Origin of the sequence: Pseudomonas sp. DC1.2 (assembly GCF_034351645.1) — a bacterium.
Classification (GTDB): Bacteria; Pseudomonadota; Gammaproteobacteria; order Pseudomonadales; family Pseudomonadaceae; genus Aquipseudomonas.
In genome coordinates this window covers 5,166,237-5,192,551 of record NZ_CP133782.1, presented here as the reverse complement: position 1 = coordinate 5,192,551, position 26,315 = coordinate 5,166,237, and the positions used below count along the sequence as shown (strand labels likewise).

20 protein-coding genes are annotated in these 26,315 nt (G+C 59.9%); 5 read left to right on the top strand and 15 right to left on the bottom strand.

The genetic code is table 11. The features are described from left to right. Positions 1-51: 51 nt before the first annotated feature. The 7 genes from dbpA to betI form a co-directional block, all read right to left on the bottom strand. Complete coding sequence (dbpA, locus tag RHM68_RS23570; protein ID WP_416195255.1) at positions 52-1,389, bottom strand: ATP-dependent RNA helicase DbpA; 1,338 nt, start codon at positions 1,387-1,389, stop codon at positions 52-54. A gap of 156 nt (positions 1,390-1,545) precedes the next feature. Further along, positions 1,546-2,973, bottom strand: coding sequence for a multidrug transporter subunit MdtD (mdtD, locus tag RHM68_RS23565; RefSeq protein WP_322219398.1), 1,428 nt, complete (start codon positions 2,971-2,973; stop codon positions 1,546-1,548). A 59-nt stretch (positions 2,974-3,032) separates the two neighbouring features. Beyond that, a complete protein-coding gene (locus RHM68_RS23560) occupies positions 3,033-4,382 on the bottom strand; it encodes a TldD/PmbA family protein (RefSeq protein ID WP_322219397.1) in 1,350 nt (449 codons plus the stop codon). Next, positions 4,382-5,824, bottom strand: a complete 1,443-nt coding sequence (locus RHM68_RS23555; protein ID WP_322219396.1) for a TldD/PmbA family protein — start codon at positions 5,822-5,824, stop codon at positions 4,382-4,384. Before RHM68_RS23555 ends, RHM68_RS23560 begins: the two co-directional genes overlap by 1 nt. Before the next feature lie 181 nt (positions 5,825-6,005). Beyond that, positions 6,006-7,709 (bottom strand): choline dehydrogenase, encoded by a 1,704-nt coding sequence (betA, locus tag RHM68_RS23550; RefSeq protein ID WP_322219395.1) that lies wholly within the window; start codon positions 7,707-7,709, stop codon positions 6,006-6,008. A 141-nt stretch (positions 7,710-7,850) separates the two neighbouring features. Beyond that, a complete protein-coding gene (gene betB, locus RHM68_RS23545; protein WP_322219394.1) occupies positions 7,851-9,323 on the bottom strand; it encodes a betaine-aldehyde dehydrogenase in 1,473 nt (490 codons plus the stop codon). A gap of 111 nt (positions 9,324-9,434) precedes the next feature. Further along, on the bottom strand, positions 9,435-10,028 hold the full coding sequence (gene betI, locus RHM68_RS23540) for a transcriptional regulator BetI (protein ID WP_322219393.1): 594 nt from the start codon (positions 10,026-10,028) through the stop codon (positions 9,435-9,437). Between the two features lie 381 nt (positions 10,029-10,409). Here betI and RHM68_RS23535 point away from each other — a divergent pair, with 381 nt between their 5' ends. Both RHM68_RS23535 and ltrA read left to right on the top strand, forming a co-directional pair. Beyond that, positions 10,410-12,359, top strand: coding sequence for a BCCT family transporter (locus RHM68_RS23535; RefSeq protein ID WP_322223920.1), 1,950 nt, complete (start codon positions 10,410-10,412; stop codon positions 12,357-12,359). A gap of 496 nt (positions 12,360-12,855) precedes the next feature. Continuing rightward, entirely contained in the window at positions 12,856-14,277 is a 1,422-nt protein-coding gene (gene ltrA / locus RHM68_RS23530) for a group II intron reverse transcriptase/maturase (protein WP_322219392.1), read from the top strand. Between the two features lie 135 nt (positions 14,278-14,412). Here the strand turns inward: ltrA and choV are convergent, their stop codons facing one another. The 3 genes from choV to RHM68_RS23515 all read right to left on the bottom strand — a co-directional run bounded on the left by choV (position 14,413) and on the right by RHM68_RS23515 (position 17,447). Continuing rightward, complete coding sequence (choV, locus tag RHM68_RS23525; RefSeq protein WP_322219391.1) at positions 14,413-15,591, bottom strand: choline ABC transporter ATP-binding protein; 1,179 nt, start codon at positions 15,589-15,591, stop codon at positions 14,413-14,415. Further along, positions 15,588-16,433, bottom strand: coding sequence for a choline ABC transporter permease subunit (gene choW, locus RHM68_RS23520; RefSeq protein WP_322219390.1), 846 nt, complete (start codon positions 16,431-16,433; stop codon positions 15,588-15,590). The genes choV and choW overlap by 4 nt, the downstream gene beginning before the upstream one ends. 66 nt (positions 16,434-16,499) lie before the next feature. After that, a complete protein-coding gene (locus RHM68_RS23515) occupies positions 16,500-17,447 on the bottom strand; it encodes a choline ABC transporter substrate-binding protein (RefSeq protein WP_322219389.1) in 948 nt (315 codons plus the stop codon). Between the two features lie 434 nt (positions 17,448-17,881). On the opposite strand from RHM68_RS23515, the gene RHM68_RS23510 reads away from it, so the two are divergent. Both RHM68_RS23510 and RHM68_RS23505 read left to right on the top strand, forming a co-directional pair. Beyond that, on the top strand, positions 17,882-19,258 hold the full coding sequence (locus RHM68_RS23510; protein WP_322219388.1) for an L-serine ammonia-lyase: 1,377 nt from the start codon (positions 17,882-17,884) through the stop codon (positions 19,256-19,258). 507 nt (positions 19,259-19,765) lie between these two features. Further along, positions 19,766-20,869 (top strand): GlxA family transcriptional regulator, encoded by a 1,104-nt coding sequence (locus RHM68_RS23505; protein ID WP_322219386.1) that lies wholly within the window; start codon positions 19,766-19,768, stop codon positions 20,867-20,869. Between the two features lie 97 nt (positions 20,870-20,966). Here RHM68_RS23505 and RHM68_RS23500 read toward each other — a convergent pair whose 3' ends face one another. The 5 genes from RHM68_RS23500 to choX form a co-directional block, all read right to left on the bottom strand. Beyond that, positions 20,967-21,230, bottom strand: a complete 264-nt coding sequence (locus tag RHM68_RS23500) for a hypothetical protein (RefSeq protein ID WP_322219384.1) — start codon at positions 21,228-21,230, stop codon at positions 20,967-20,969. A 309-nt stretch (positions 21,231-21,539) separates the two neighbouring features. Further along, positions 21,540-22,016 (bottom strand): thioesterase family protein, encoded by a 477-nt coding sequence (locus RHM68_RS23495; RefSeq protein WP_322219382.1) that lies wholly within the window; start codon positions 22,014-22,016, stop codon positions 21,540-21,542. A gap of 68 nt (positions 22,017-22,084) precedes the next feature. Then, positions 22,085-23,050: an L-carnitine dehydrogenase gene (locus RHM68_RS23490; protein WP_322219380.1), complete on the bottom strand. Its 966-nt coding sequence runs from the start codon at positions 23,048-23,050 to the stop codon at positions 22,085-22,087. A gap of 142 nt (positions 23,051-23,192) precedes the next feature. Continuing rightward, entirely contained in the window at positions 23,193-24,080 is an 888-nt protein-coding gene (locus RHM68_RS23485) for a 3-keto-5-aminohexanoate cleavage protein (RefSeq protein WP_322219378.1), read from the bottom strand. A gap of 109 nt (positions 24,081-24,189) precedes the next feature. After that, positions 24,190-25,134 carry a choline ABC transporter substrate-binding protein gene (choX, locus tag RHM68_RS23480; protein ID WP_322219376.1) on the bottom strand — a complete coding sequence of 315 codons (945 nt, stop codon included), beginning with the start codon at positions 25,132-25,134 and terminating at the stop codon, positions 24,190-24,192. 209 nt (positions 25,135-25,343) lie between these two features. On the opposite strand from choX, the gene RHM68_RS23475 reads away from it, so the two are divergent. Further along, entirely contained in the window at positions 25,344-26,294 is a 951-nt protein-coding gene (locus tag RHM68_RS23475; protein WP_322219374.1) for a GlxA family transcriptional regulator, read from the top strand. The last annotated feature ends 21 nt before the right edge of the window (positions 26,295-26,315 follow it).

Below are 26,315 nucleotides of genomic sequence, written 5' to 3'. Positions count from 1 at the left end.
TCACACAGGCGTCGATTGGGAATGCAATCAAATGTGGGTAGTGCGTCGTTCTTACAGGATGCGCACGCGCAGCGAACGACCTTTGATCTTGCCGTCATTCAGGCGTTGCAAGGCCTGTTGGGCGATCCCGCGTTCAACCGCGACATACGCCTGGAAGTCGAAGATCGCGATCTTGCCGACCTGGGCCCCTGGAATACCGGCATCACCGGTCAGTGCGCCAAGAATGTCGCCCGGACGAACCTTGTCTTTACGGCCTGCACCGATGCACAAAGTGCTCATCACAGGCAGCAGCGGTGCGCCGCCCTGGGAGGTGAGGTTGCTCAACTGATCCCAGCTCAATGGCGACTTCTGCAGTTGCTCGATGGCTTGGGCACGGTGGGCTTCAGACGGTGCGACCAGACTGATTGCGATGCCCTTTTCGCCAGCGCGACCGGTACGGCCCACGCGGTGAATATGGATTTCCGAGTCGCGCGCCAGTTCGACGTTGAGCACCATGTCCAGCGCATCGATGTCCAGACCGCGTGCGGCAACGTCGGTGGCTACCAGTACCGAGGTACTGCGGTTGGAGAACATAGCCAGCACCTGGTCACGGTCGCGCTGTTCAAGATCGCCGTGCAGGCCGACAGCAGAAATGCCTTTGGCGGTCAGGTGATCGACGGTTTCCTGAACCTGCTGCTTGGTGAAGCAGAAGGCAACACAGGTGGCCGGACGGAAATGCGCGAGGACTTTCACCACGGTGTCCATGCGCTCTTCTGGGGAGATCTCGTAGAAGCGCTGCTCGATCTGTGCATCCGAGTGGAACGCTTCAGCCTTGACGATCTGCGGGTTGCGCATGAACTTGGACGACAGTTGCTTGATGCCCACCGGGTAGGTGGCGGAGAACAGCAGGGTCTGGCGACGCTCCGGGGTCTGCATGATGATTTCTTCGATGGAATCGTAGAAACCCATGTCGAGCATGCGGTCGGCTTCGTCGAGGATCAGGGTGTTCAGGCCATCAAGCTTGAGCGAGCCCTTGCGCAGGTGCTGTTGAATACGCCCTGGGGTGCCGACGATGATGTGCGCGCCGTGTTCCAGAGAGGCGATCTGTGGGCCGAAGGACACGCCGCCGCACAGGGTCAGGACTTTGATGTTGTCTTCGGCACGGGCCAGACGACGGATTTCCTTGGCGACCTGGTCGGCCAGCTCACGGGTCGGGCACATGACCAGTGCCTGACAGCCGAAGAAGCGCGGATTGATCGGGTTCAACAGGCCGATACCGAAGGCGGCGGTCTTGCCGCTGCCCGTCTTGGCTTGCGCGATCAGGTCCATCCCCTTGAGGATCACCGGCAAGCTTTGCGCCTGGATCGGCGTCATCTGGGCATAACCGAGAGAATCGAGGTTAGCCAGCATGGCGGCGGACAGCGGCAAAGTATTAAAAGCGGTGGCGATGGTGGTCACGGGACGGGCCTGCAAAACAAAATGTCGCGCAGTGTATCAGTCTCGCGGCCATTCGCCCGTAGTTTCCAGACGAGAAGTCGCCGAGCGCAGGCACTTATCGTCTGAGAACTAAGGCTCTATGTGTTCCTCTGGACGCTTGACGCGCCGTCCGTCTTCATTCGAGAGCTGGGAGAAGATCGTTGCCGCCAGCATCGCCATGATTCCGACCGTGACGAAGGTCAATTGAAACGCCCCAAGCACGGTGTCCACGCCGTCGTTGCCGACCTCTGCCGTGAAGCCGCCGAGCAACGCTCCCGCACACGCAACGCCCAGTCCCAGGGATAACTGCGCCACCACCGACAGCAGGCTGTTGCCACTGCTGGCGCTCGCATCGTCGAGGTCAATCAGGGTCACCGTGTTCATTGCGGTGAACTGCAAGGAGTTGATCGCGCCGAGAAGCGACAGCATGGACAGCAGCAGCCAGTAAGGCGTCTGCTCACTGACCAGGCCCATGCTGGCGAGCATGATCCCCAGGAATAGGGTGTTGCCGGTGAGAATAATGCGATAGCCCAGGCGCTCGATCAGCGGCCGCGCCACTGATTTGGCGATCATCGCGGCTGCGGCGAGCGGCAACATGCTCATCCCGGCCTGGGACGGTGAATACCCCAGCGCCACTTGCAGCAGCAACGGCACCAGAAACGGCAACGCACCGCCGCCCAGACGAGCAAACAGGTTACCGAGGATGCCGACGGCAAAGGTCCGGGTCTTGAACAGTGACGGTGCGAACAGCGGATTGTCGATGCGTCCGGCGCGCAGCCAATACGCCGCGAGGCAGGCCATGCCGGCCACCAGCAGCAACATCACCCGCAGGTGTGGCAGGTGCAGTTCGCCGAGGCCTTCCATGGCGATGGTGATCAGTACCATGGAGGCGCCGAACAGCAGAAAGCCGACGCCGTCGAAACGCGTGCGTTCGGTGCCGCGCAGGTCGGGGATGAATTTCCATACGGCGTAGCAACCGATAATGCCAACCGGCAAGTTGATCAAAAAAATCCAGTGCCACGACAGGTACTGGACCATCCAGCCACCCGTGGTCGGGCCGAGCAAGGGGCCGAGCAGGCCGGGAATGGTAATAAAACCCATGATCCGCACCAGCTCCGAACGTGGGTAAGCCCGCAGCACCACCAGCCTGCCGACCGGCAGCATCAACGCACCGCCGAGCCCTTGAATCACCCGTGCGCCGATCAGCAGCGTCAAGGTGTTCGACAGCGCGCAGAGCAGCGAGCCGATGCTGAACAACAGAATGGCGCCGAAGAAAATCTTCTTGGTACCAAAGCGGTCGGCAATCCAGCCGGAGGCCGGAATCAATAAGGCGACGGTGAGCATGTAGGCGATGATCACGCCTTGCATGCGTAAAGGGTTTTCCGCCAGGTCCAGCGCCATGGCCGGCAGGGCGGTGTTGAGAATCGTCCCGTCGAGGGACTGCATGAAAAAGGCAATGGCGACCACCCATGGCAACCAGCGGGCGGTGACAGCGTCGAGAGAGGGGCGGTTGGGCATGGGACCTCTTGTGGGTGTGTTAACGATCGTTCACACGCGCAGCGTGCGAACGATAGGGGTCAGAGGGTTAACGTCAATCGACTCACGAGTGCGCCGGGCAACAACGATGACGCTGTCGCGCGCTGGCTGTAGGTGCTGGACGAGAGCATCAGTTCGCGCTGCTGGGTTAACGCTTCCAACTGCGAACCGAGCAGGCTGTAGGCGCTGTCATCGAAGCGCATGGTGCTGACTGGCGCCTGAATCTCGCCGTTCTCGACCCAGAACGTGGCAAACCGCGTCATGCCAGTCAGGCGTGCTGCAGGTTGGTCGGAGTAGTTCAGGTACCAGAGGTTGCTGATGTACAGGCCCGTGCCCAGTTGCTTGAGAATCTCGGCTTGCGGCAACGTCCCGGCGGCCATGTTCAACGCACTTGGCATTTCACCCGCACCGGCACCGTTGGCGGTCAGGCCATATTCGGCCGCACTGCGTGAGCTGACCATTTGCGCGCCAGCCTTGCCTTCGACGATCAAGCCCAGATCGCTGCGCGGATAACCTTCGCCGGAAAACGCCGGGCTCAGGGAGCCGCTGACCTTTTCATCCAGCGAGACCAACGGGCTGAACGATTGATCACCCGCGTACAGCTTCTGCAACGGGCTGCCTTTGCTGGCAATCGACTGCGCCGAGAAACCGCCCCAGCCGAGCATGTCCATGATTTCTTCCACGGCCGCCGGCGCCAGGTAAGCGCGGTAGTTGCCCGGTGGCAAGGTACGCAATGGCCGGCCGAGAAAGGCCAACTGCTCGCGGGCCTGCTGGAAGCGCTTGGCGAAGCCTTCGCTGTTCCAGTCGTGGCCGGCGTAACTGGCTTTCACCGCCTGGCCGTTTTCATGGAACAGGCTGAAATCGAAGTTGAAGCTGTTGGCCTGATGCCAGCCGAACGCGCCCGAAGAACTGGCGAAGCCGCGACTGATCGGCCCGGCCGCGTAGAAACCTACCAAGTCTAGGCCTTCGGCGGCCTGGGTGATTTCAGCCACCACCTGCTCGGTCTCCGGTAACGGACGGTCCTGCACGTTTTTGCTCTGCCAGCCGTTGTGGTTGAGCATCAAGTACGGGTCGGGCGGCAGCAGCGGCAGGGTTTCGCGCAACTGTTGCAGACCATCGGCCAGGCGCTGGACATCAGTTTCAGCATCGCCGGATAACGTGATGTGCAAGTCGGCGTGGCGACCCTCGTTGATCAGTTTGAAACCGACGTTCGCCTGCTGTACCTGCCCGGCCTGCCGCACCTTGGCGTGGTTGAAGCGCACGAAGGCCGAGGACTCGGCGGCGTAGCTGAGGGTAAATTGCTCCGGCTCGCGAATCGCATCGCGCAGCCAGTGGACCAAGGCTTTAAACGCATCAGCCTGGGTATTTTGGGAGCTCGTAGAATTGGTCATCAGGCATCTCCCCCAAACACATCTATATGGCTGAACACGCAGGCCGGCGAGGCATGGCCGACGCGGATCACTTGGTTCGGTTCGCCCTTGCCACAGTTCGGCGTGCCCAACACCTTGACCGTATTGGCGTCGCCGACCGCACTGAGGCTCTTCCAGAACTGCGCGGAAATCGCCCGGTAATTGGGGTTTTTCACCACGCCTTTGAGTTCGCCGTTTTCGATCAACTGGCCCCACTCACAACCGAACTGGAATTTGTTGCGTGCATCGTCGATGGACCACGACCGGTTGGTGCTCATCAAAATACCGTGCTCGATACCCTGGATCATCTGCTCCAGCGGTTGATCGCCAGGCTCAATGTTTAGGTTGGCCATGCGGTCGATCGGTGGGCGGTTCCAGCCGCAGGCGCGGCTGTTGGCGACGCCATCCATGCCAGCCCGGAATTGCGAGAGTGCGCCGCCCAGTGGTCGCAGTAGCAGGCCTTCGCGAATCAGGAATTGCTTGCTGGCCGCCGTGCCGTCGTCGTCATGCCCGTAGCTGGCGAGTTGTTCCGGAATGTCCGGGTCGAAGGTCACGTTGAGCAGTTTCGATCCGTATTGCAGGTGGCCGAAGTCTTGCGCCTTGACGAAGCTGGTGCCTGCGTAATTGCGTTCATCCCCAAGGATGCGGTCCAGTTCCAGCGGGTGACCGATGGATTCGTGGATTTGCAGCATCATTTGGTCCGGCATCAACAACAGGTCGCGCGGGCCTTGCGGGGTGTTCGGTGCCAGCAGCAGTTGCAACGCCTGATCGGCAATCTTTGGCCCTGCACCCACCAGACCGCAGCGGCTGATCACATCAAAACCGCCCTGTTGACCGAAGTTCTCGCGGCCGAGGGTCCGGGTCTGGCTGTCGCTGCCGTTGTAGGCGGTGACGTCCAGGCCAGGGTAGACAAAACGCTGGGCCTGACGCAGTTCGGCGCCGGCGCTATTAAGGTAGATCTGCTCGACGTGGGTAATGCCGATGCTCACCTGCCAGTTCACCAGGCGCTCGTCTTTGGGCACGGCGGCGGACTCGTCGCCCAGCAACTGGTAGCAATCGCTCAGGGAGGGGAAGGGCTGATCGAGGTCGGGCGAAAAATAGTCGGCACGGTCGCTGGACACGGTTTGCTCACGCAGGTCGAGCAGCGCGTGCGGCTGGAGACGACGGGCCTGCTGCTCGGCCCGGTCCAGCGCCGCTTGCAGGCCTTGTTGCGATACGTCGTTGGTCGCTGCGTAAGTTTCGACACCGTTGACCCGAACGGTCAGCATCGCGCCTTCGTCACGGCTCAGGTGGGGCGGTTCGGCGACGTTCTTGCGCACCGACAGCTGCTGTCCGGATTCGCGCACATAACGCAGGGAAAAGAATTCAGCGCCCGTGCGCAAGGCAGCGAAGCGCTGCTTGAGCTGGGGGTGGAAATCGAACATTCGAGAACCTCCTTGGTATGGGAGCAGCGGCGTATCGATTCGGCGGGGGGGGGATGAAGCGTTTGCGTGGCGCTAGATTAGGCCGGTGCGGGGGGTAGGATCAAGCGTGAAACAGTGTGGGAAAGGTTTGTCGGAAAATTGGAGATCGTTCCCACGCGAGCGTAGGAACGATCAGACGAGATTACTGAGCAGTTGGGCTCACATCCCGCAGCGGCTTGCCACGCACCGGTGCATCACCGGCGACGAAGTAAGCGGCGGTGCTGCGCGGCAGCGCCTGGCGACCACGGATCTTGTCGGCGATTTTCTCGGCGATCATGATCGTTGGGGCGTTCAGGTTGCCGGTGGTGATGATCGGCATGATCGAGGCATCGACTACCCGCAGGCTCTGCAAGCCGTGTACACGTCCTTCAGCGTCTACCACGGCCATGTCGTCGGTGCCCATTTTGCAGGAGCACGATGGGTGGAATGCGGTTTCAGCGTGTTCGCGGATGAACGTGTCGAGTTGCTCATCAGTTTGTACGTCGATGCCCGGGCTGATTTCACGGCCACGGAAGGCGTCCAAAGCAGGCTGTTGCATGATTTCACGGGTCAGGCGGATGCCGTCGCGAAACTCCTGCCAGTCTTGCTCGGTGGCCATGTAGTTGAACAGGATGCTCGGGTACTCGCGCGGATCCTTGGATTTTGCCTGGATGCGACCCCGGCTTGGCGAACGCATGGAGCCCATGTGCGCCTGGAAACCGTGCTCTTTCACCCCGTTGCTGCCGTTGTAGTTAATCGCCACCGGCAAGAAGTGGTACTGAATGTTCGGCCAATCGAATTCTTCGCGGGTACGGATGAAACCGCCGGCTTCAAACTGGTTGCTGGCGCCGATACCGGTGCCGTTGAACAGCCACTCGGCACCGATGGCTGGCTGGTTGTACCAGAGCAGCGACGGGTACAGCGAGACCGGTTGGGTGCAAGCGTATTGCAGGTACAACTCAAGGTGATCCTGCAAGTTCTCGCCAACGCCTGGGAGGTCGTGGACCACCGGGATGTCGAGCGATTTCAGCAGCTCGGCCGGACCGACGCCGGAGCGTTGCAGGATCTGCGGCGAAGCGATGGCGCCGGAACACAGCAGCACTTCTTTGCGAGCCTTGGCTTCAACGCGCTCTTCAGCCGCGCCGATCAGGTAACGCACGCCGATTGCACGCTTGCCGTCGAACAAAATCTTGTCGGTCAGGGCGTGGGTGACGATGGTCAGTGTCGAACGCTTTTTGGCGACGTCCAGGTAACCGCGAGCGGTGCTGGCGCGACGGCCGTTGGGCGTTACGGTACGGTCCATCGGGCCGAAACCTTCTTGCTGGTAACCGTTCAGGTCTTCGGTACGCGGGTATCCGGCTTGCACGCCTGCCTCAACCATCGCGTGGAACAGCGGGTTGTTGCCGGCTTTTGGCGTGGTCACGCTGACCGGGCCATCGCCACCGTGGTAGTCGTTCGGGCCGATGTCGCGGGTTTCTGCTTTGCGGAAATACGGCAGGCAGTTGAGGTAATCCCAGTCCTCCAGGCCTGGCAGCTTGGCCCAGTTGTCGTAGTCCATCGCGTTGCCACGGATGTAGCACATGCCGTTGATCAGCGAAGAACCACCAAGGCCTTTGCCGCGACCACATTCCATCTTGCGACCGTCCATGTGCGGTTCTGGATCGGTTTCGTAGGCCCAGTTGTAACGACGACCTTGCAGGGGAAACGCCAATGCCGCTGGCATTTGCGTGCGGAAATCGAGCCGGTAATCCGGGCCGCCGGCTTCCAGCAGCAGAACGGTGACGCCTTCGTCTTCAGTTAGACGGGTCGCCAGGGTGTTACCGGCCGAGCCGGCACCGATAATGATGTAGTCATATTCTTGGGACATTAAATGCACCCTCTTTGAAAGTGGTCAGGTCATGCCAGGCGAGTGCTGCACACTCGATTCGCGAGCAGGCTCGCCCCCACAGAAAGCGCACTGCTCTTGTGGGCGCGGGCATGCTCTGGCGAGCAATACAAAGCCTGGGGTTTAGAACACCGAGGCGTAGTCGCCCAGCTCTACCTGTACCGATTTGATTCGTGTGAAATTGTTCAGCGAGCTGATGCCGTTCTCACGGCCCACGCCGGACTGCTTGTAGCCACCGACCGGCATCTTGGCGTCGGACTCGCCCCAGGCGTTGATCCAGCAGATACCGGCTTCCAGCTGATGAATCACGCGGTGAGCGCGGTTCAGGTCTTTGGTGATGATGCCGGCAGCGAGGCCGAAGTCAGTGTCGTTGGCACGACGGATCACTTCTTCTTCGGTGTCGTAGGTCAGGATCGCCATGACCGGGCCGAAGATCTCTTCGCGCACGATGGTCATCTCGTCGGTGCAGTCGGTGAACACGGTGGGTGCCACGAAGGCGCCTTTGGCGAAGTCGCCGTCAGTCAGACGGGAGCCGCCGCACAGCAGGCGAGCGCCTTCTTCCTTACCTTTGGCGATGTAACCCAACACGCTTTCCATGTGGGCGAAACTGACCAGTGGGCCGAAGTTGGTGTTCTCGTCTTCCGGATTGCCGATGCGGATGCGCGCAACACGCTCTGCGATCTTGGCTTCGAAAGCTGCCTTGAGGTGAGTCGGAATGAACACGCGAGTGCCGTTGGTGCAGACCTGGCCCGAACTGTAGAAGTTGGCCATCATCGCGGTGTCAGCGGCGCGATCAAGGTCGGCGTCGTCGAAAATAATCAGCGGGGATTTGCCGCCCAGTTCCATGGTCACGTCTTTGAGCGACGAAGCCGAAGCGCTGGCCATGACTTTCTTGCCGGTGTCGGTGCCGCCAGTGAAGGAGATTTTTTCGATGCGTGGGTGCTCGGTCAACCAGGTGCCGACTTCACGGCCGCTGCCGGTCAGAACGTTGAACACGCCAGCCGGCAGGCCTGCTTCGGTGTAGATTTCGGCCAGTTTCAGCGTGGTCAGGGAGGTGACTTCGCTTGGCTTGAAGATCATCGCGTTACCGGCCGCCAGGGCGGGTGCAGATTTCCACAGGGCGATCTGGATCGGGTAGTTCCACGCGCCGATACCGGCCACTACGCCCAGCGGCTCGCGACGGGTGTAGACGAAAGAAGTGCTGCGCAGCGGGATTTGCTCGCCTTCGATGGCCGGCACCAAGCCTGCGTAATACTCCAGTACGTCAGCGCCGGTGACGATGTCGACGTACTTGGTTTCGGAGAACGACTTGCCGGTGTCCAGGGTTTCCAGGGCAGCCAGTTCATCGTTGCGCTCACGCAGGATGTCAACGGCACGACGCAGGATGCGCGAACGCTCCATGGCCGTCATGGCCGCCCAGATTTTCTGGCCTTTCTCGGCGCTGACGACCGCTCGTTCAACGTCTTCTTTAGTAGCGCGTTGCACCTTGGCGAGAACTTCACCGTTAGCCGGGTTGATGGCTTCGAAGGTGGCATCGCTGCCAGCGTCGCTGTAGCCGCCGTCAATGTAGAGTTTTTGCAGTTCGAAACGGGCCATAAAGTCCTCGCAAGTGCATAAGTGGTTGGCATTAACCGCTTAAGGGTGGAGCCGTAAGGGTCTGGCAACACCGTTCAGCAGTCGTTCAGGGGTTGAGCGTTTATGTGTGCTCTAACTCACCTGCTTGGCCAATTGGAAATCCATGTATTCGTAAGCGATCTGTTGCGCCTGCCCGGTGTCGAAAGCGTCTCCCGACAGCGCACCGCGCAACCACAAACCGTCAATCAGAGCTGCCAGGCCTCGGGCGGCGTTGCGCGCTTCATCGAGCGCCAACACACGGCGGAACTGGCAGCACAGGTTGGAATACAGACGGTGATCGTTGATCCGCTGCAACCTGTGCAATGACGGCTGGTGCATGCTGGTGGCCCAGAAGGCCAGCCAGGTTTTCATCGCCGGGCCATTGACTTGGCTGGCGTCGAAGTTGCCTTCGATAATCACCTGCAAATGCGCCCGTGGGCTGTCATCTGCCAGCGCCTGGCGGCGCGCGGTGACGTTCTCACTGAGGACACTCATCAGGTACCGCATCGTGGCGGCGATCAGGCCATTCTTGTCCTGAAAATAGTGACTGATGATGCCATTCGAGACACCGGCCAAACGGGCGATCAGCGCAATGCTGGCGTCCCCCATTCCGACCTGATCGACAGCCTGCAATGTGGCTTCAATCAATTGCTGGCGGCGGATGGGTTGCATACCGACCTTGGGCATCTTGCACATCTCCTTAGGCCTTCCGGTGGACGAAAACGGCTACCGGATTGAGGGCCAGTCTATTTTGTTTTGATTGAACGTTCAATCAACAAAGAATAAGCTCTGCGACAAATAGTCGCTGCCTACAGATTTTTCCTACGTGTAGATGACGATAAAAACGACGTCTGAATACGCTCGAAACCCCCAGCGTTGTTACGCCTCCGGAATTTCGGGCTTTTTTCGGGCTGTCTTTATATCACCCGATGATCGGCTGCCAACTAACCGATTGGTCGGGTAACGCGTTGCCTTGTGTTCCTCAATCGCACTGCCCGGAGCCTCTGTGCCATGAGTTCTGCCTCTCTAATAAAGACCCCGCCCGATAAGGTGACGGTCAACGGTTGGGTGTTTTACACCTCTACCGCGCTGATCCTGTTGTTGACCGCCATTCTGATCATCGCCCCGCAGGAGGCGGGCAGAGTGCTCGGTATCGCCCAGGCCTGGTTGTCCCGCAGCTTCGGCTGGTACTACATGGTGGTGATCGCTGCTTATCTGGTGTTTGTGGTTGGCTTGGCGTTCTCTTCCTACGGCAAGCTCAAACTGGGCAGCAAGGACGACACCCCGGACTTCAGCTACGGCGCTTGGGCGGGGATGCTGTTCTCGTCGGGTATCGGCATCTCACTGCTGTACTTCGGTGCGTCCGAGCCACTGGACCACTACTTCAATCCGCCCGAAGGCGTGGCTGCCAGTAACATGGCCGCGCGTCAGGCGGTGCAACTGACTTTTCTGCATTGGGGCCTGCACGGCTGGGCAATTTACGCACTGGTAGGCCTGGCCGTTGCTTACTTTGCTTACCGTCATAACCAGCCGCTGGCGCTGCGTTCGGCGCTGTATCCGCTGGTGGGCGAGCGTTGGGTCAAAGGCGCGGCCGGTCATGCGGTAGACGGCTTTGGCATGTTCGTGACCCTGTTGGGCCTGGTGACGAACTTGGGGATTGGTTCGCTGCAAGTGTCCTCGGGGCTGGAAAACCTGTTCGGCATGCAACACAGCAACACCAACCTGTTGATCGTGATTATCGTGATGAGCACCGTGGCGACCATCGCCGCCGTGTCCGGTGTTGAAAACGGCATTCGTCGTCTGTCGAACTTGAACATTGTGCTGTTCAGCGGCCTGCTGATTTTCGTCCTGCTGTTCGGCCCGACCCTGCATTTGCTCAACGGCTTTGTACAGAACATCGGCGATTATCTGAACGGCGTGGTGTTGAAGACGTTTGACCTCTATGTGTACGAAGGCGACAGCGAAAAGTCTGACCGCTGGTTGGGCCTGTGGACCCTGTTCTACTGGGCCTGGTGGATTTCCTGGGCGCCATTCGTGGGCATGTTCATCGCGCGTATTTCCCGTGGTCGCACCGTGCGTGAACTGGTGGCCGGCGTGTTGCTGATTCCGCTGGGTTTCACCTTGGCGTGGTTGTCTATCTTCGGTAACTCGGCGCTGGACCTGGTGATGAACCATGGGGCGGTGGAGCTGGGGAAGACGGCGCTGGAGCAGCCGTCGATGGCGATCTACCAGTTGCTTGAGCACTATCCGGCATCGAAAATCGTGATCGGCGTGTCGATCTTTGTCGGTTTTGTATTGTTCCTGACCCCGGCAGACTCTGGCGCCGTGATGATGGCCAACCTGTCCTGCAAGGGCGGCAACGTTGACGAAGATGCGCCGCACTGGTTGCGGATCTTCTGGTCGGCGGTCATCACTCTGGTGACCATCGGTCTGCTGTTCGCCGGTAACTTCGAGGCCATGCAAACCATGGTGGTGCTGGCCGGTCTGCCGTTCTCGGTGGTGCTGGTGCTCTTCATGTTCGGCTTGCACAAGGCCATGCGCCAGGACGTGCAGATCGAGCGGGAACAAGCGGAGTTGGCCGCGCGCGGGCGTCGCGGTTTTATTGAGCGCTTGACGCAGTTGGACCTGCAACCGAGTCAGTCGATCGTTCAGCGCTTCATGGACAAGCAAGTCAGCCCGGCGCTGGAAGCGGCTGCTGTGCAATTGCGCGCTCAGGGCCTGGACGTGCAAACATTGCTGGGTAAATCGAAGCGTTGCATGGGCCTGCGGATCGAGATGGAAGAGGGCAACCCTTTTGTCTACGAAGTGAGCCTGGACGGCTACCTGGCGGCGGCGAGCGACACGGTGTCGGCCGACAGTGCTGACGAATCTCGCGCTCGTTACTACCGCGCCGAGGTGTACCTGCACAACGGCAGCCAGGATTACGACTTGATGGGCTTCACCCAGGATCAGATCACCCGTGACGTGCTTGATCAGTTTGAAAGCCATCGGCAGCTCCTTGGCCGTGTCTATAGCTGAGTAGCGAGGTATTCGTTCCCGCGCTGTGCGTGGGAACGCAAAGGGGCTCATGTTGAGCCCCTTTTTTGTGGTGCGCCAGGCATGGCGCGTTGCGCGCAAGCGCAACCAGTTTGGCTGTGGTGGCCACGCTGGTGACTTGGAGGTGCAAGTCCTCTACACACCCGGCAAGGGGAAGTGTTAGCCGAAGGGAAGGGTGTCGCGGGTGACTGCGAATCTGAAGGAAGCCTTAGGCAAAATGCTGGCCTGACGAACAGGAAGCGGATGAGGCGGCGTAGCGGGGTAAGGTGGCCATGATTACCAAAGCCCGATACTTGCACGGAACGCTACGACGTAGATCCGACAGGCATAAGCAGGAAGGTCGCGCGAATTACCTTGGGAGATCTGCACGTTTGCCATTGTGCTACCGAGCGTCGTGAGGCGACGGGATGAGCGTGCAGAAGTCAGCCGAGGCCGTAGTAAGTGACGAATAACCCCGTCACCAAGGGCTGAACAGGTTATGCCGCCAGTAGGCGTCAGAGTCTCGTCGAATGTCGAAAAGCAGAACTTTCTCCGAGGGAGAACTGTGACCCCAAGTTCCGGACAGAATCCGCGGGCGACGGCTGGCAGTGCGCAGGCATCGGCGGCGTCTGTGGCGTGGACGAACGCGGAGCCGGACAGGCTGATGGAGCGGGTGCTTGCACCGGCAAATCTCAAGCGTGCGTATCAACGCGTGGTCAGCAACAAGGGTGCGCCGGGTGCCGATGGCATGACGGTCGACCAATTGGCTGACTATGTGAATCAGTATTGGCCGACCCTCAAGGTGCGGCTGCTGGCCGGCGAGTATCACCCGCAAGGTGTGCGCGCCGTCGAAATCCCAAAACCCAAAGGCGGAACCCGTCAGTTGGGTATCCCCAATGTGATGGATCGCCTGATCCAGCAGGCTCTGCTGCAACAGCTCACGCCAATCTTCGACCCTCTGTTCTCGGACTACAGCTACGGCTTTCGTCCAAACAGAAGCGCTCACCACGCCATCGAAACAGCCCGTGCCCATGTGGCGGCGGGCCACCGCTGGTGTGTGGAGCTTGATCTTGAGAAGTTCTTTGATCGGGTCAACCACGATGTATTGATGGCTTATGTAGAGCGTCAAATCGAAGACAAGCGTGTGCTCAGGCTCATTCGCCGTTACCTCGAGGCCGGCGTGATGTCAGGCGGTATCGCCAGTCGACGGCAGGAAGGGACGCCGCAAGGCGGCCCGCTCTCGCCGTTGCTGTCGAACATCCTGCTCAACGAACTCGATCGCGAGCTGGAACGGCGGGGTCATTGCTTCGTGCGCTACGCCGATGATGCGAACATTTATGTGCGCAGTCGTCGTGCTGGGGCGCGAGTGATGGCCAGTGTTGAGCGCTTTCTCAATCGGCGTCTGAAACTGACGTTGAACCGGGAAAAGAGCCGTGTGGCAAGGCCTTGGGCCTGTGACTATCTGGGTTATGGGATGAGCTGGCATCAACAGCCGAGGCTGAGAGTGGCGACGATGAGTCTGGGTCGTTTACGCGACCGACTCAGAGACCTGCTGCGCGGAGCGCGGGGCCACAAGATGGCGAACGTCATCGAGCGGATAAACCCCGTACTACGCGGTTGGGCTGGCTACTTCAAGCTGAGTCAGAGCAAGCGGCCCCTTGAGGAACTGGACGGCTGGGTGCGGCATAAACTTCGCTGCATCATCTGGCGTCAATGGAAGCAGCCCTCTACGAGGGCGCGCAACTTGATGCGCTTAGGACTCAGCGAAGCGCGTGCCTGCAAATCAGCGTTCAACGGTCGAGGTCCATGGTGGAGCTCGGGAGCGCCACATATGAATCAGGCGCTGCCGAAGAAACTGTGGGATGGACTCGGGCTGGTCTCGATACTGGATACGATAAACCGGCTTAGCCGTATAACCTGAACCGCCGTATACGGAACCGTATGTACGGTGGTGTGAGAGGACGGCGGCTGTGAAGCCGCCTCCTACTCGAATCCTGATCGTTCCACGCTCTGCGTGGGTACGATCACCTCTCTCGGCGTTTTTGTGTCTGTTGCCTTAGCCCAGGTTCTTGCCGAGCAGCGCGTGATACAGCTCGCTGTCGCCCAGAATCCCGACCACTTTATGGTTGTCGTGCAGCACCAGTTTGTTGCCGGTCTGGTAGCGAATCTGTAGTGCATCGCGCATTCCGATGTTGGAATCCACCAGCGTCGGGCGGCGGCCCAGCGCTTCAACCGCTTGCCCAGGCGCCCAATTCTGCAAGTCCAGGGCAACGCCATTCTGGCGTGCGCCTTTGATGGTGTTGCCTTCGGCCAAGTCCAGCCATGAGTCACCGCCCGGATCGAGGCAGACTGAGCCGTTGATGCGTTTGCAGTTGTCCAGGGTGCGCATCAAGCTACGCCCGCACAGCACGTTTAGTGGGTTGGTATGAGCGACGAAGGTCCGCACGTAATCATCAGCTGGGTTCAGCACGATTTCTTCCGGCACGCTGTACTGAATGATCCGGCCGTCTTTCATGATCGCAATGCGGCTGCCGAGTTTCAGGGCTTCATCGAGGTCGTGACTGACGAAAACGATGGTCTTGCTGAGTTTGCGTTGCAGCTCCAGCAGTTCGTCCTGCAGGCCTTGGCGAATCAGCGGGTCGAGGGCCGAAAACGGTTCGTCCATCAACAGAATGTCGGCGTCCATCGCTAGCGCACGGGCCAGGCCGACGCGTTGCTGCATACCACCGGAGAGTTCGTCGGGTTTCTTGTTGCGCCACTGGGTCAGGCCCACCAGCTCAAGCTTGTCGTCCACCAGGGTGCGCCGTTCCTTCTCCGGTCGACCCTGCATTTCCAGACCGAAGCTGATGTTCTCGCGGACTGTCAGCCACGGCATCAGGGCGAACTTCTGGAACACCATCGCAATCCGTTTGGTGCGCATCATTTTCAGTTCGGCCGGGGTGCAGGAGGCGATGTCGATTTGCTTGCCTTCATGTTCGACGAACAATTTGCCACGGCTCACGGTGTTCAAACCGTTGATGCAGCGCAGCAGGCTGGACTTGCCCGAACCGGACAGGCCCATCAGCACGCAGATTTCGCCTTTCTCGATGTCCAGGCTGGCTTTTTCGACGCCGACGATCTGGCCGGTTTTTTTCAGAATCTCGTTGCGGGTCATGCCCTGATCCAGCAGCTTGAGCGCCGGGCGTGGATCTTTGGCGAAGATAACGTCAACGTTATCGAAGCGAATAATGCTCATGCGTCACCCCCTACTTTTGCGTCGGGTTGTTTGCAGATTCGGTCGAGCATGATCGCCAGCAGCACGATGGCCAGCCCGGCTTCGAAGCCCAGGGCGATATCAGCGGTGTTCAGCGCGTTGACCACTGGCTTGCCCAAACCGTCAGCACCCACCAGGGCTGCGATCACCACCATCGACAGCGACAACATGATGCACTGGGTGATACCGGCCGCGATGCTGGGCATGGCATGGGGCAGTTCAATACGTGAGAGCAACTGACGGCGCGAGCAGCCAAAGGCTTTGCCGGCGTCCAGCAATTCTTGCGGGACATCACGGATGCCCAGGTAAGTCAGGCGGATGGGCGCGGCAATCGCGAACACCACCGTCGAGATCAGACCCGGCACCACACCGAGACCGAAGAGGGTCAGGGTCGGAATGAGGTACACGAACGTCGGCACGGTCTGCATCAGATCGAGCACCGGACGCATCAGTGTGTAGAACATCGGCTTGTGCGCGGCGACGATGCCCAACGGCACGCCAATGACCACGCAGACCAGGGTGGCGAACAGCACCTGAGCGAGGGTTTCCATGGTTTCCTGCCAATACCCCAGGTTGAGGATCAGCAGAAAGGAGAGGATGACGAAAACGGTCAGCCCCCACTTGCGTTGAATGAAGTGTGCCAGTAGCGCAATGAGGCCGATCAATGCCAGCGGGTTGAACCAGGTCAACGCGAACGTCACGCCGTGGATCATCGTTTCCAGGGTCACCGCGATGGCGTCGAAGGTGCTGGCGCCGTGTTGCGTCAACCATTCAACGAAGCCCGCGATGTACTGGCCTAAGGGGATTTTCTGATCAATCAGCATGGTAGTGAACGTCCGCATGCAAGGAAATAAACAGCCCGGGCAGGCGAACCCGCCCGGCGTAAGCAGTTACTGGGCGATCTTGGCTTTCACGGCCTCCAGGCCAGGCTTACCGTCAATGGTGGTCACGCCAGCGAGCCAGGTATCGAGCACCTGCGGGTTCTTCTGCAACCAGGCCTTGGCGGCCGCTTCAGGCTTCATCTTGTCGTCCAGGATGTTGCCCATCAGCGAGCTTTCCATGTCCACGGTGAACTCGAGATTTTTCAGCAACTGACCGACGTTGCTGCACTCTTGGGCATAACCCTTGCGAGTGTTGGTCAGCACGGTGGCCGCACCGAAGTCGGGACCGAAGTAATCATCACCGCCGGTGAGGTACTGGATTTTGAAGCGCTTGTTCATCGGGTGCGGTGCCCAGCCAAGGAAGACCACGGCGGTGTCGCGTTTCTGCGCACGGTCCACTTGCGACAGCATCCCGGCTTCGCTGGACTCGACGACTTTGAAGCCTGCGTCTTTGAGACCGAAGGCGTTCTTGTCGATCATGCTCTGGATCAGACGGTTGCCGTCGTTACCTGGTTCGATCCCGTAGATCTTGCCGTCGAGTTCTTTCTTGAATTTCGGGATGTCGGCGAAGTCGTGAAGCCCTTTGTCATACAGCGCTTGTGGCACTGCCAGGGTGTACTTGGCGCCTTTGAGGTTAGTGCGCACGGTTTCCACGGTGCCGGCATCACGGTAAGCCTTGATGTCGTTTTCCATGGTGGGCATCCAGTTGCCGAGGAACACGTCCATGTTCTTGCCGTCTGCCAGGGACTTGTAGGTCACCGGTACGGAAATCATTGTGGTTTTGGTTTTGTAGCCCAGGGCGTTGAGTACGACGCTGGTGGTAGCGGTGGTGGCGGTAATGTCAGTCCAGCCGACATCGGAGAAATTCACAGTACTGCACTGCGCCGGTTCTGCGGCTTGAGCCAGTAACGGCAGACTCAGCATGGCGGCCAACAACAACGACGGGGAACCTTTCATGGGTGGACTCCTTAGTGTTTTTTTTGGCAGTGTTCCGACTGGATCACCGCGTTTATAAGTTGCGGTTGGATGGCGATTTGGAGACAGCTTTACCGCGATGCCTTGCAATCGAGTCGAGACGATCATGTACCAGTGAAAATCTGACGCCTACAGGGGGCGTCGTAACCAGTACAGGGATGGTCGTATCCAGTGTCAGTGAGGTCGTTTACAGCTAGTTTCAGACTTTTTTGCTCCTGTGGACCGTAAAAAAACCGTGAAAACGTAACGCGAGTGACTGGCGGCGTTGGTGGGCATGAGTGCGTCGGTGTGAGACGGCGAGCGACAGGTAAAAGCCGGATGATGCGGCCATCCCGGCGGATTGCAGCTTGAGCGTAGCAGCTCCGTCACTGGGCGCTTTTGCGTCCGGAGTAGGCACATCCTGGAGTTCGGCAGTCATGGCTATTAGCGTTTTCGACCTGTTCAAAATCGGCATCGGTCCTTCCAGTTCGCACACTGTCGGGCCTATGCGTGCCGCTGCGCTGTTCGTTGAGTCATTGCGCGAAAAACACCTGCTGGAACAGGTTCGCCGTGTCGAAGTGCAACTCTATGGTTCGTTGTCTGCCACCGGCATCGGCCACGGTAGCGACAACGCGGTGATCATGGGCCTGATGGGTGAGTGGCCGGATGCAATTGATCCGTCGCAAATCGGCCTGCGCATCGAGAGCCTGCGTGAAACCCACACCCTGCTGCTTGACGGTCGCTTGTCGGTGCCCTTCATCTGGGCCCGGGACATGCGCCTGATCGACGAAAACCTGCCGTTCCACCCCAACGCCATGACGCTCATCGTTGAGGGCGATCACCGGGAACTGCATCGCGATACCTACTATTCCATTGGCGGCGGGTTTGTCGTCGATGAAGCCCAGGCGGCCAGCGGTGTGGTGGACCTTGATCGCACGGTGTTGCCGTATGACTTCTCCAGCGCTGTGGAACTGCTGAGCCTCTGTCAGACGCATAACCTGCGTGTCGCCGAGTTGATGATGGCCAACGAGAAAGTCTGGCGCAGCGAAGAGGAGATCCGTGGTGGTCTGATGAAGCTCTGGCGGGCCATGCAGGATTGTGTCGAGCAAGGCCTCAAGCACGAGGGCATCTTGCCCGGAGGCCTTAATGTACGTCGGCGGGCGGCGAAGTTGCATCGCAGCCTGCAAGAGTTGGGTAAGCCCAATGTGATCGGCTCGACCCTGAGCGCGATGGAGTGGGTCAACTTGTTCGCCTTGGCCGTCAATGAAGAGAATGCCGCCGGGGGCCGGATGGTGACGGCGCCGACCAATGGCGCGGCGGGGATCATCCCGGCGGTGCTGCACTACTTTATGAAGTTCAGCGAAGTGGTCACGGACGCCAATGTGGTTGACTACTTTCTGAGTGCGGCGGCGGTGGGGATTCTGTGCAAGAAGAACGCCTCGATTTCCGGTGCCGAAGTCGGATGCCAGGGCGAAGTCGGCTCGGCGTGCGCCATGGCGGCGGCGGGGCTCGCGGAGATTCTCGGCGCCACGCCTGAGCAGTTGTGCAACGCGGCGGAAATTGGCCTGGAGCATAACCTCGGCCTGACGTGCGACCCGGTGGGTGGGCTGGTGCAGGTGCCGTGTATCGAACGCAATGCCATTGCGGCGGTGAAGGCGATCAATGCGGCGCAGATGGCATTGCGCGGTGACGGCCAGCACTTTATCTCGCTGGACCGGGTGATTCGCACCATGCGTGACACCGGTGCGGACATGCATGACAAATACAAGGAGACATCACGCGGTGGCTTGGCGGTCAGCGCGGTGGAATGCTAAGACCGACTCGACTGCATCGCGAGAAGGCTCAGTCCCCGGTTGAGTTGTGAGCGGCGAAAAGCTTGCCCGCGACAGCGCCAGAGCAGTCAAAACTGCGCGCTAAGTGAACACCTGCACGACAGCGCGCCATGTTTTGGCGCGTCGCAATCAGACAAGCAACGTTGCGGTGAGCGGTGACCTCATCCGTCCTTGACCGTCTGTCACCCGTGCTTGCGGTGACACTCCCTCCTGACACCTTCCGGCCCTGTTCCCACAAGTGCTACCGATGTGCTCAAGCGCAATGGGGCCTATGGCCTGGGGCCGTTGATGGCACTTATAACCTCTACTCGTCGCACGGCATATCCAGACACGCCACGGCGTCGTTTTCAGGAGTTATTGAACGCTCATTCAATTTCAGGCATGGCAATTGCTCTGTCATTACAAAGCCCGTCTCCCACGCGAGAACGATGGCCATAACAAGAGCCTCCGCCTGAGGCCATCATCCGCTTTGTGTGAGGAGATACCGCGATGACGTCGTTCAACTCCGGGGCCCAACCCCAGAACCGTGCGCCTCAATCCATCGGCTTTTTGCTGCTGGACAATTTCACGCTGATTTCTCTGGCCTCCGCAGTAGAACCCCTGCGCATGGCCAACCAATTGTCCGGTCGCGAGCTGTATCGCTGGACCACTCTCACTGTCGATGGCGGTCAGGTCTGGGCGAGTGACGGTCTGCAGATCACCCCCGACTGCGCCATGCAAAAAGCTCCCGCCCTGGACATCGTGATTGTGTGCGGTGGTATCGGTATCCAGCGCACCGTCACCCGCGAACACGTGTCGTGGTTGCAAAGCCAGGCGCGCCAGTCACGTCGCCTCGGCGCCGTCTGCACAGGCAGTTGGGCGCTGGCTTGCGCGGGCCTGCTGGACGGTTTCGATTGCAGCGTTCACTGGGAATGCCTGGCTTCGATGCAGGAAGCCTTCCCGCGGGTGTCCATGAGCACGCGTCTGTTTACCCTCGACCGCAACCGTTTCACCAGCTCTGGTGGCACCGCGCCGTTGGACATGATGCTGCACCTGATCAGCCGCGATCACGGCCGTGAGCTGTCTGCCGCGATCTCGGAGATGTTCGTCTATGAACGTATCCGTAATGAACAGGATCACCAGCGTGTGCCGCTCAAGCACATGCTCGGCACCAATCAGCCGAAGTTGCAGGAAATCGTCGCGCTGATGGAGGCCAACCTTGAAGAGCCGATCGACCTCGACGAACTGGCGGTGTATGTCGCCGTGTCGCGGCGTCAGCTAGAGCGGCTGTTCCAGAAATACCTGCACTGCTCGCCGTCCCGTTACTACCTGAAACTGCGCCTGATTCGCGCTCGGCAACTGCTCAAGCAAACGCCGATGTCGATCATCGAAGTGGCGTCGGTGTGCGGCTTCGTCTCCACCCCGCACTTCTCCAAGTGTTACCGCGAATATTTCGGCATTCCGCCACGCGACGAGCGCGTCGGTTCCAACACCACGCAGCAGGTAGCGATGCTGCCATTGCCGCAAGCATTGGTGCTGTCGCCGTTGTCCGGTCCATTGTCGGCCTTGAGTCAGGCGCGCAATGAATCGACTTTTGCTAGCGTAAGGCTCTAGGCCCAGGCGCCTTCATTCGCGAGCAGGCTAGCGCATTTGACCGCGCTCCCTTGGGCGCGCCGGGTCAAATGCGTGAGCCTGCTCGGGATGGGATCTGTCAGGCGTTATGACTGAGCTGGTACTGCGCCAATGCCGGCAGCAGTTGCTTGTCGATCGCCTGGCGCACTGCCGGCAAAATGGTCGCGCTGCTGGTGTACATCTGCTTGACCATGGTGCGCAGCGTCATCGCCCGCTCATCGTTCAAACCCCGCACAGCACACTCGCAAGCCTGCTCGGCGGTGGCGCCGTTCGGCACTTGAAACCCCAACGACTTCAGCTGGCCCAGCAGGTCTTCCTGGTCAATCAAATCGGCGTGCATCATGACGCAATCCTTCTTCAGGGAACGGTGTCGTGCGCTCGATTCTGGTAGGGGCGTGAGGGAACGGCAAGGGCGATTTGTCGCCGTGGCTGCATTACCTATGAACAGGTCGTTTTCGGCTAACTCGTCTGAGAGCGGAGTGGGCACACTGGGCTCAGTTGGCTTCACGAAGGTTTGGTCACCCTCGCTGCAACAGTGCTTCAACAGTACCCCGTGCCCCGATCCTGTCATGGCTTGATCGGGGCTTTTTTTTGCTGGTGAATTATCAGCCAAGGGGTTTGCGGATTGCGGCCGTCTCGCGCCCACAGGCGCCTACTTGGGCGGCGGTAACGCGATGACCCGGCCAATGAGTTCTGGCGCGGGCAAGTCAGCCTGATCGCCAACGATCACTTGCAAAGCGCTTAAGGTCTTCTCACTGAACGGCGCGGAGCGCGGTCCAGCGAGGTCGACGTGCAACAACATTTGTTCGTTGCCGGCCAGTTCTTTGTCAGCGCCCACCCCATGCAGGCTGTGGTAGAGGTGCAAGCGTTTTTGGTCGTGGGCGATGATTTGGGTGTGGACCTCGACCTCCGCGTCGAGCTTCACTTCGTGCAGGTAGTTGAGGTGCAGTTCGAGGGTGAACAGTGAGTGGCCGCTGGCTTCGCGGTTGCTGCTGTCGAGCCCTAAGCGATCCATCAAGGCGTCGGTGGCGTAGCTGAAAATCAGCAGGTAGAAGGCATCGCGCAGATGGCCGTTGTAGTCGACCCATTCCGGGATAATTGTGGTTTGGTAGGTGGTGAGGGTGGGCATGATGCTCTCCGGGCATGATCGGGCATTATCGTTCCCACGCAGAGCGTGGGAACGATCAGAGGGGAGGGTTATTCGCTAAACGCCATTCCATGCTTTTCCTTGGTGGTTTTCACCGCCTCCAGCACCGCCAGCAAACAGTCATCACGATAACGCTCCAGCGCCGAGATGCTGTGTGTACCTAACTGCTCAGTGGTGCCGTCCACCACGTCGTCGATCAACTTTTCGGTGAGCTCCGGTGCCGGCAAATAGGTCCACGGCAACTGTAGCGCCGGGCCGAATTGCGCCATGAAGTGCCGCATGCCGGCATCGCCGCCCGCCAGGGTATAGGTCAAAAACGTACCCATGAACGACCACCGCAACCCCGCGCCAAAGCGAATCGCATCGTCAATTTCACCGGTCGTCGCCACGCCGTCGTTGACCAGGTGCAGCGCTTCACGCCACAGCGCTTCGAGCAAGCGGTCGGCGATAAACCCCGGCACTTCCTTGCGCACATGCAGCGGGCGCATGCCTAAGGACTCATAGACTTTGATCGCCGCTTGAATGGCTTCCGGCGCGGTGTTCCTGCCGCCGACCACTTCCACCAGCGGCAACAGATATACCGGGTTAAACGGGTGCCCGACTACGCAGCGTTCCGGGTGGGTTGAACCTTCGTAAAACTCGCTCGGCAGCAACCCCGAGGTGCTGGAGCCGATCAGTGCATTGGGCTTGGCCGCCGCGCTGATTTTTGCGTGCAGTTCCAGTTTCAATTCAAGCCGTTCTGGCGCGCTTTCCTGGATGAAATCGGCGTCGCGCACGCACGCTTCGATGGTCGTGACAAAGCGCAACCGATCTTGCGATGCGCCAGGCGCCAGGCCTTGTTTTTCCAGCGCGCCCCAGGCATTGGCGACGCGTTTGCGCAAGGCCGCTTCGGCGCCGGGCGCCGGGTCCCAGGCCACGACATCGAGGCCGTGGGCGAGGGCGCGGGAGACCCAGCCGCTGCCAATGACACCGCTGCCCAGCGCTGCGAAGGTTTTGATTTCGGTGATGAAGGTCATGGCAACTTCCTGAATGAATTCGGTGGTCCCTTGTGGGGGCGGGCGTGGTCGCGAATGCGCAGTGTCAGTTTGCACGGATGCGGGAGGTGACAGCCTCTTCGCGAGCCGGATCGCTTCCACCATTGGAAAGCGTTGTGGGTGATTAACCGCGCTGTGTCAGGCCCATTTTTGCCCGGCCTTCAGCCGGCGTCAGAACCCGGGCGCCGAGGCGGCTGAGGATTTCGCTGGCGCGTTCAACCAATTGGCCGTTGGTCGCGAGAACCCCTTTGTCCAGCCACAAGTTATCTTCCAGCCCGACCCGCACGTTGCCACCGAGCAGCACCGCTTGTGCGGCCATCGGCATTTGCATGCGACCGATGCCGAACCCGGCCCAGACCGCGTTGGTCGGCAGATTATCGACCATGGCTTTCATGGTCGTGGTGTCGGCCGGCGCGCCCCAGGGAATGCCCAGGCACAGTTGAAACAGTGGGTCGTCTAGCAGGCCTTCCTTGATCATTTGTTTGGCGAACCACAGGTGACCGGTGTCGAAAATTTCCAGTTCAGCCTTCACGCCCAGCTCTTGAATGCGTTTGGCGCCAGCGCGCAGTTGGGCCGGGGTGGAGACGTAAATAGTGTCGCCGTCACCGAAGTTCAGCGTGCCGCAGTCCAGGGTGCAGATTTCCGGTAATAAGGCTTCGACGTGGGCCAGTCGGGTCAGCGGGCCGACCAGGTCAGTGTTCGGGCCGAACGCCATCGGGTCTTCGCCAGCGCCGATCTCCAGATCGCCACCCATGCCTGCGGTGAGGTTGACGATGATGTCCACGTCCGCCTCGCGGATGCGTTCCATCAGTTCGCGGTACAGCGCCACGTCGCGGCTGAATTTGCCGGTTTGCGGGTCTCGAACATGGCAGTGGACCACGGTGGCGCCAGCCTTGGCAGCTTCCACGGCGGCGGCTGCGATTTGTTTAGGGGTGACCGGCACGTGTGGACTTCTGGCGGTCGTGTCGCCAGCACCGGTGAGTGCGCAGGTGATGATGACGTCGTGGTTCATGAGGCGGTTTCCTTGCAGGCGAGAATTTTAGGTGTGGCTTGGCTGTGGCTCAGGCGTGGCGATTCTGTTCGCAGCCCGTTCGGGCTGCGAGGCGGTGGTTCAATCAGGTTTATTTACTGGTCAGTTGCAGGTTGTCAGCGGCGGGTTTGCCATCGAACGTGGTCACCCCTTCGAGCCAGCGCTGCTTGTCTTGCGGGTGGTCCTTGAGCCACTGCCTGGCCGACTCGAAGGCGTCTTTGTGATCCAGTAGCGGCTGCATCATCCGGCTTTCGTCGGCGGCGGTGAACGTCAGGTTGCTCAGCAAGCGGCTGACGTTAGGGCATTGTTCGGCGTATTTCGGTGCGGTGACGGTCCAGACAGTGGCCATGCCTTCGTTCGGACCCAAGGCACCTTCGCTGCCGGTGAGGTAGGTCATCTTCACGTTGACGTTCATCGGGTGCGGCGCCCAACCGAAGAACACGATGGCCTCGTTGCGTTTGGTGGCGCGGGTCACTGCCGAGAGCATTCCGGCTTCACTGGACTCCACTAACTGAAACTTGCCCAGACCGAACCGGTTCTTGGCGATCATGTCCTTGATCTGGGTGTTGGCGCCCGAGCCAGGCTCGATGCCGTAAATCTTGCCGCCCAGTTCTTTCTCGAACTTGGCGATGTCGGCGAAGGTTTTCAGGCCTTTGTCGGCGAGGTAAGTCGGTACGGCGAGCGTGGCGCGGGCGTCTTTGAGGCTGGGGGCTTCCAGGACTTTGACCTGCTTGCTGTCGACGAACGGGCTGATGGTCTGGGTCATCAGCGGGTTCCAGTAACCGAGAAACAGGTCCAGGCGCTGGTCGCGGATCCCGGCGAAGATAATTTGCTGGGACGCGCTGGTTTGTTTGGTGCTGTAGCCGAGGCCATCGAGCAGCACTTGGGTCATGGCGCTGGTGGCGATCACGTCCGTCCAGTTGACCACGCCCATGCGCACGCTCTGGCACGCCGCGGGTTCTGCCGCCATGACACTGGCGCTCAATAAAGCGGTACCGCTGAGTGCGAGCACGCAGCTGCTGATCAGTCGTTTCATGGTGGGTTCCTCGGCAGGTGGTGATTGTGAGTCCCGACGTCTTCGTGCGTCGGTGATGCCAAGTTACGCAGCTCAAGTCTCGTGAAAGCGCACTGCGGCGACCCGCTCTTGCACTGCAGCGACCTGAGCCCTTGAATGCCGTCGACAACAGGCGTATCAACGTCCACACGCTGCCCGCCCTCTCGTTACCTGCCAATCGAGTGCGCTCCATGTCCCAGGATTTCTACTTCTTGTTGATGCCGGGTTTCTCAGCCATCGGTTTTATCTCGGCCATCGAGCCGCTGCGGGTCGCCAATCGCTTTCGGGGCGAGTTGTATCGCTGGCATGTGCTGAGCGCCGACGGCGGTGCGGTGCTGGCCAGCAACGGCATGTCACTCAACGCAGACGCTGCGCTGGAACCGCTGAAGAAAGGCGCGACGCTATTGGTGGTGGCCGGTTTCGAACCGCTAAAGTTCGCCACCCCGGCGTTGGAGCACTGGCTGCGTCGGCTCGACCACGAAGGCGTGACCCTCGGCGCCATCGACACCGGCAGCTTCATCCTTGCCGAAGCCGGCTTGCTCGACGGCCATCGGCTGACCCTGCACTGGGAAGCTATCGACGCGTTCAAGGAATCTTATCCACAGCTCAGCGTCACCCAGGAGCTGTTCGAAATCGATCGCCGGCGCATTACCTCGGCGGGCGGCACTGCTTCCATCGACCTGATGCTCGACCTCATCGCCCAGGCCCACGGCCCGGCGCTGGCGATCCAGGTCAGTGAACAATTCGTACTGGGTCGCATCCGCCCGCGCAAAGACCACCAGCGCATGGAGGTCGCCACGCGCTATGGCATCAGCAACAAAAAGCTGGTTCATGTGATTGGCGAGATGGAACAGCACAGCGAGCCGCCGCTCAGCACGCTGGCGTTAGCGGAGTCGATCAACGTGACCCGGCGTCAGTTAGAGCGCCTTTTTCGCCTGCACCTGAATGACACCCCGAGCAATTTCTACCTGCGGTTACGGCTGGAGAAGTCCAGGCAGTTGTTGCGCCAGACTGACATGAGCGTGCTCGAGGTGAGCATTGCGTGCGGGTTTGAATCACCGTCGTATTTCACCCGCAGCTATCGGGCGCGGTTTGCCAAGTGCCCGAGAGAGGATCGGCGACGGGAGGTATTTGACGGTTAATTATAGTAAATTATACTAATA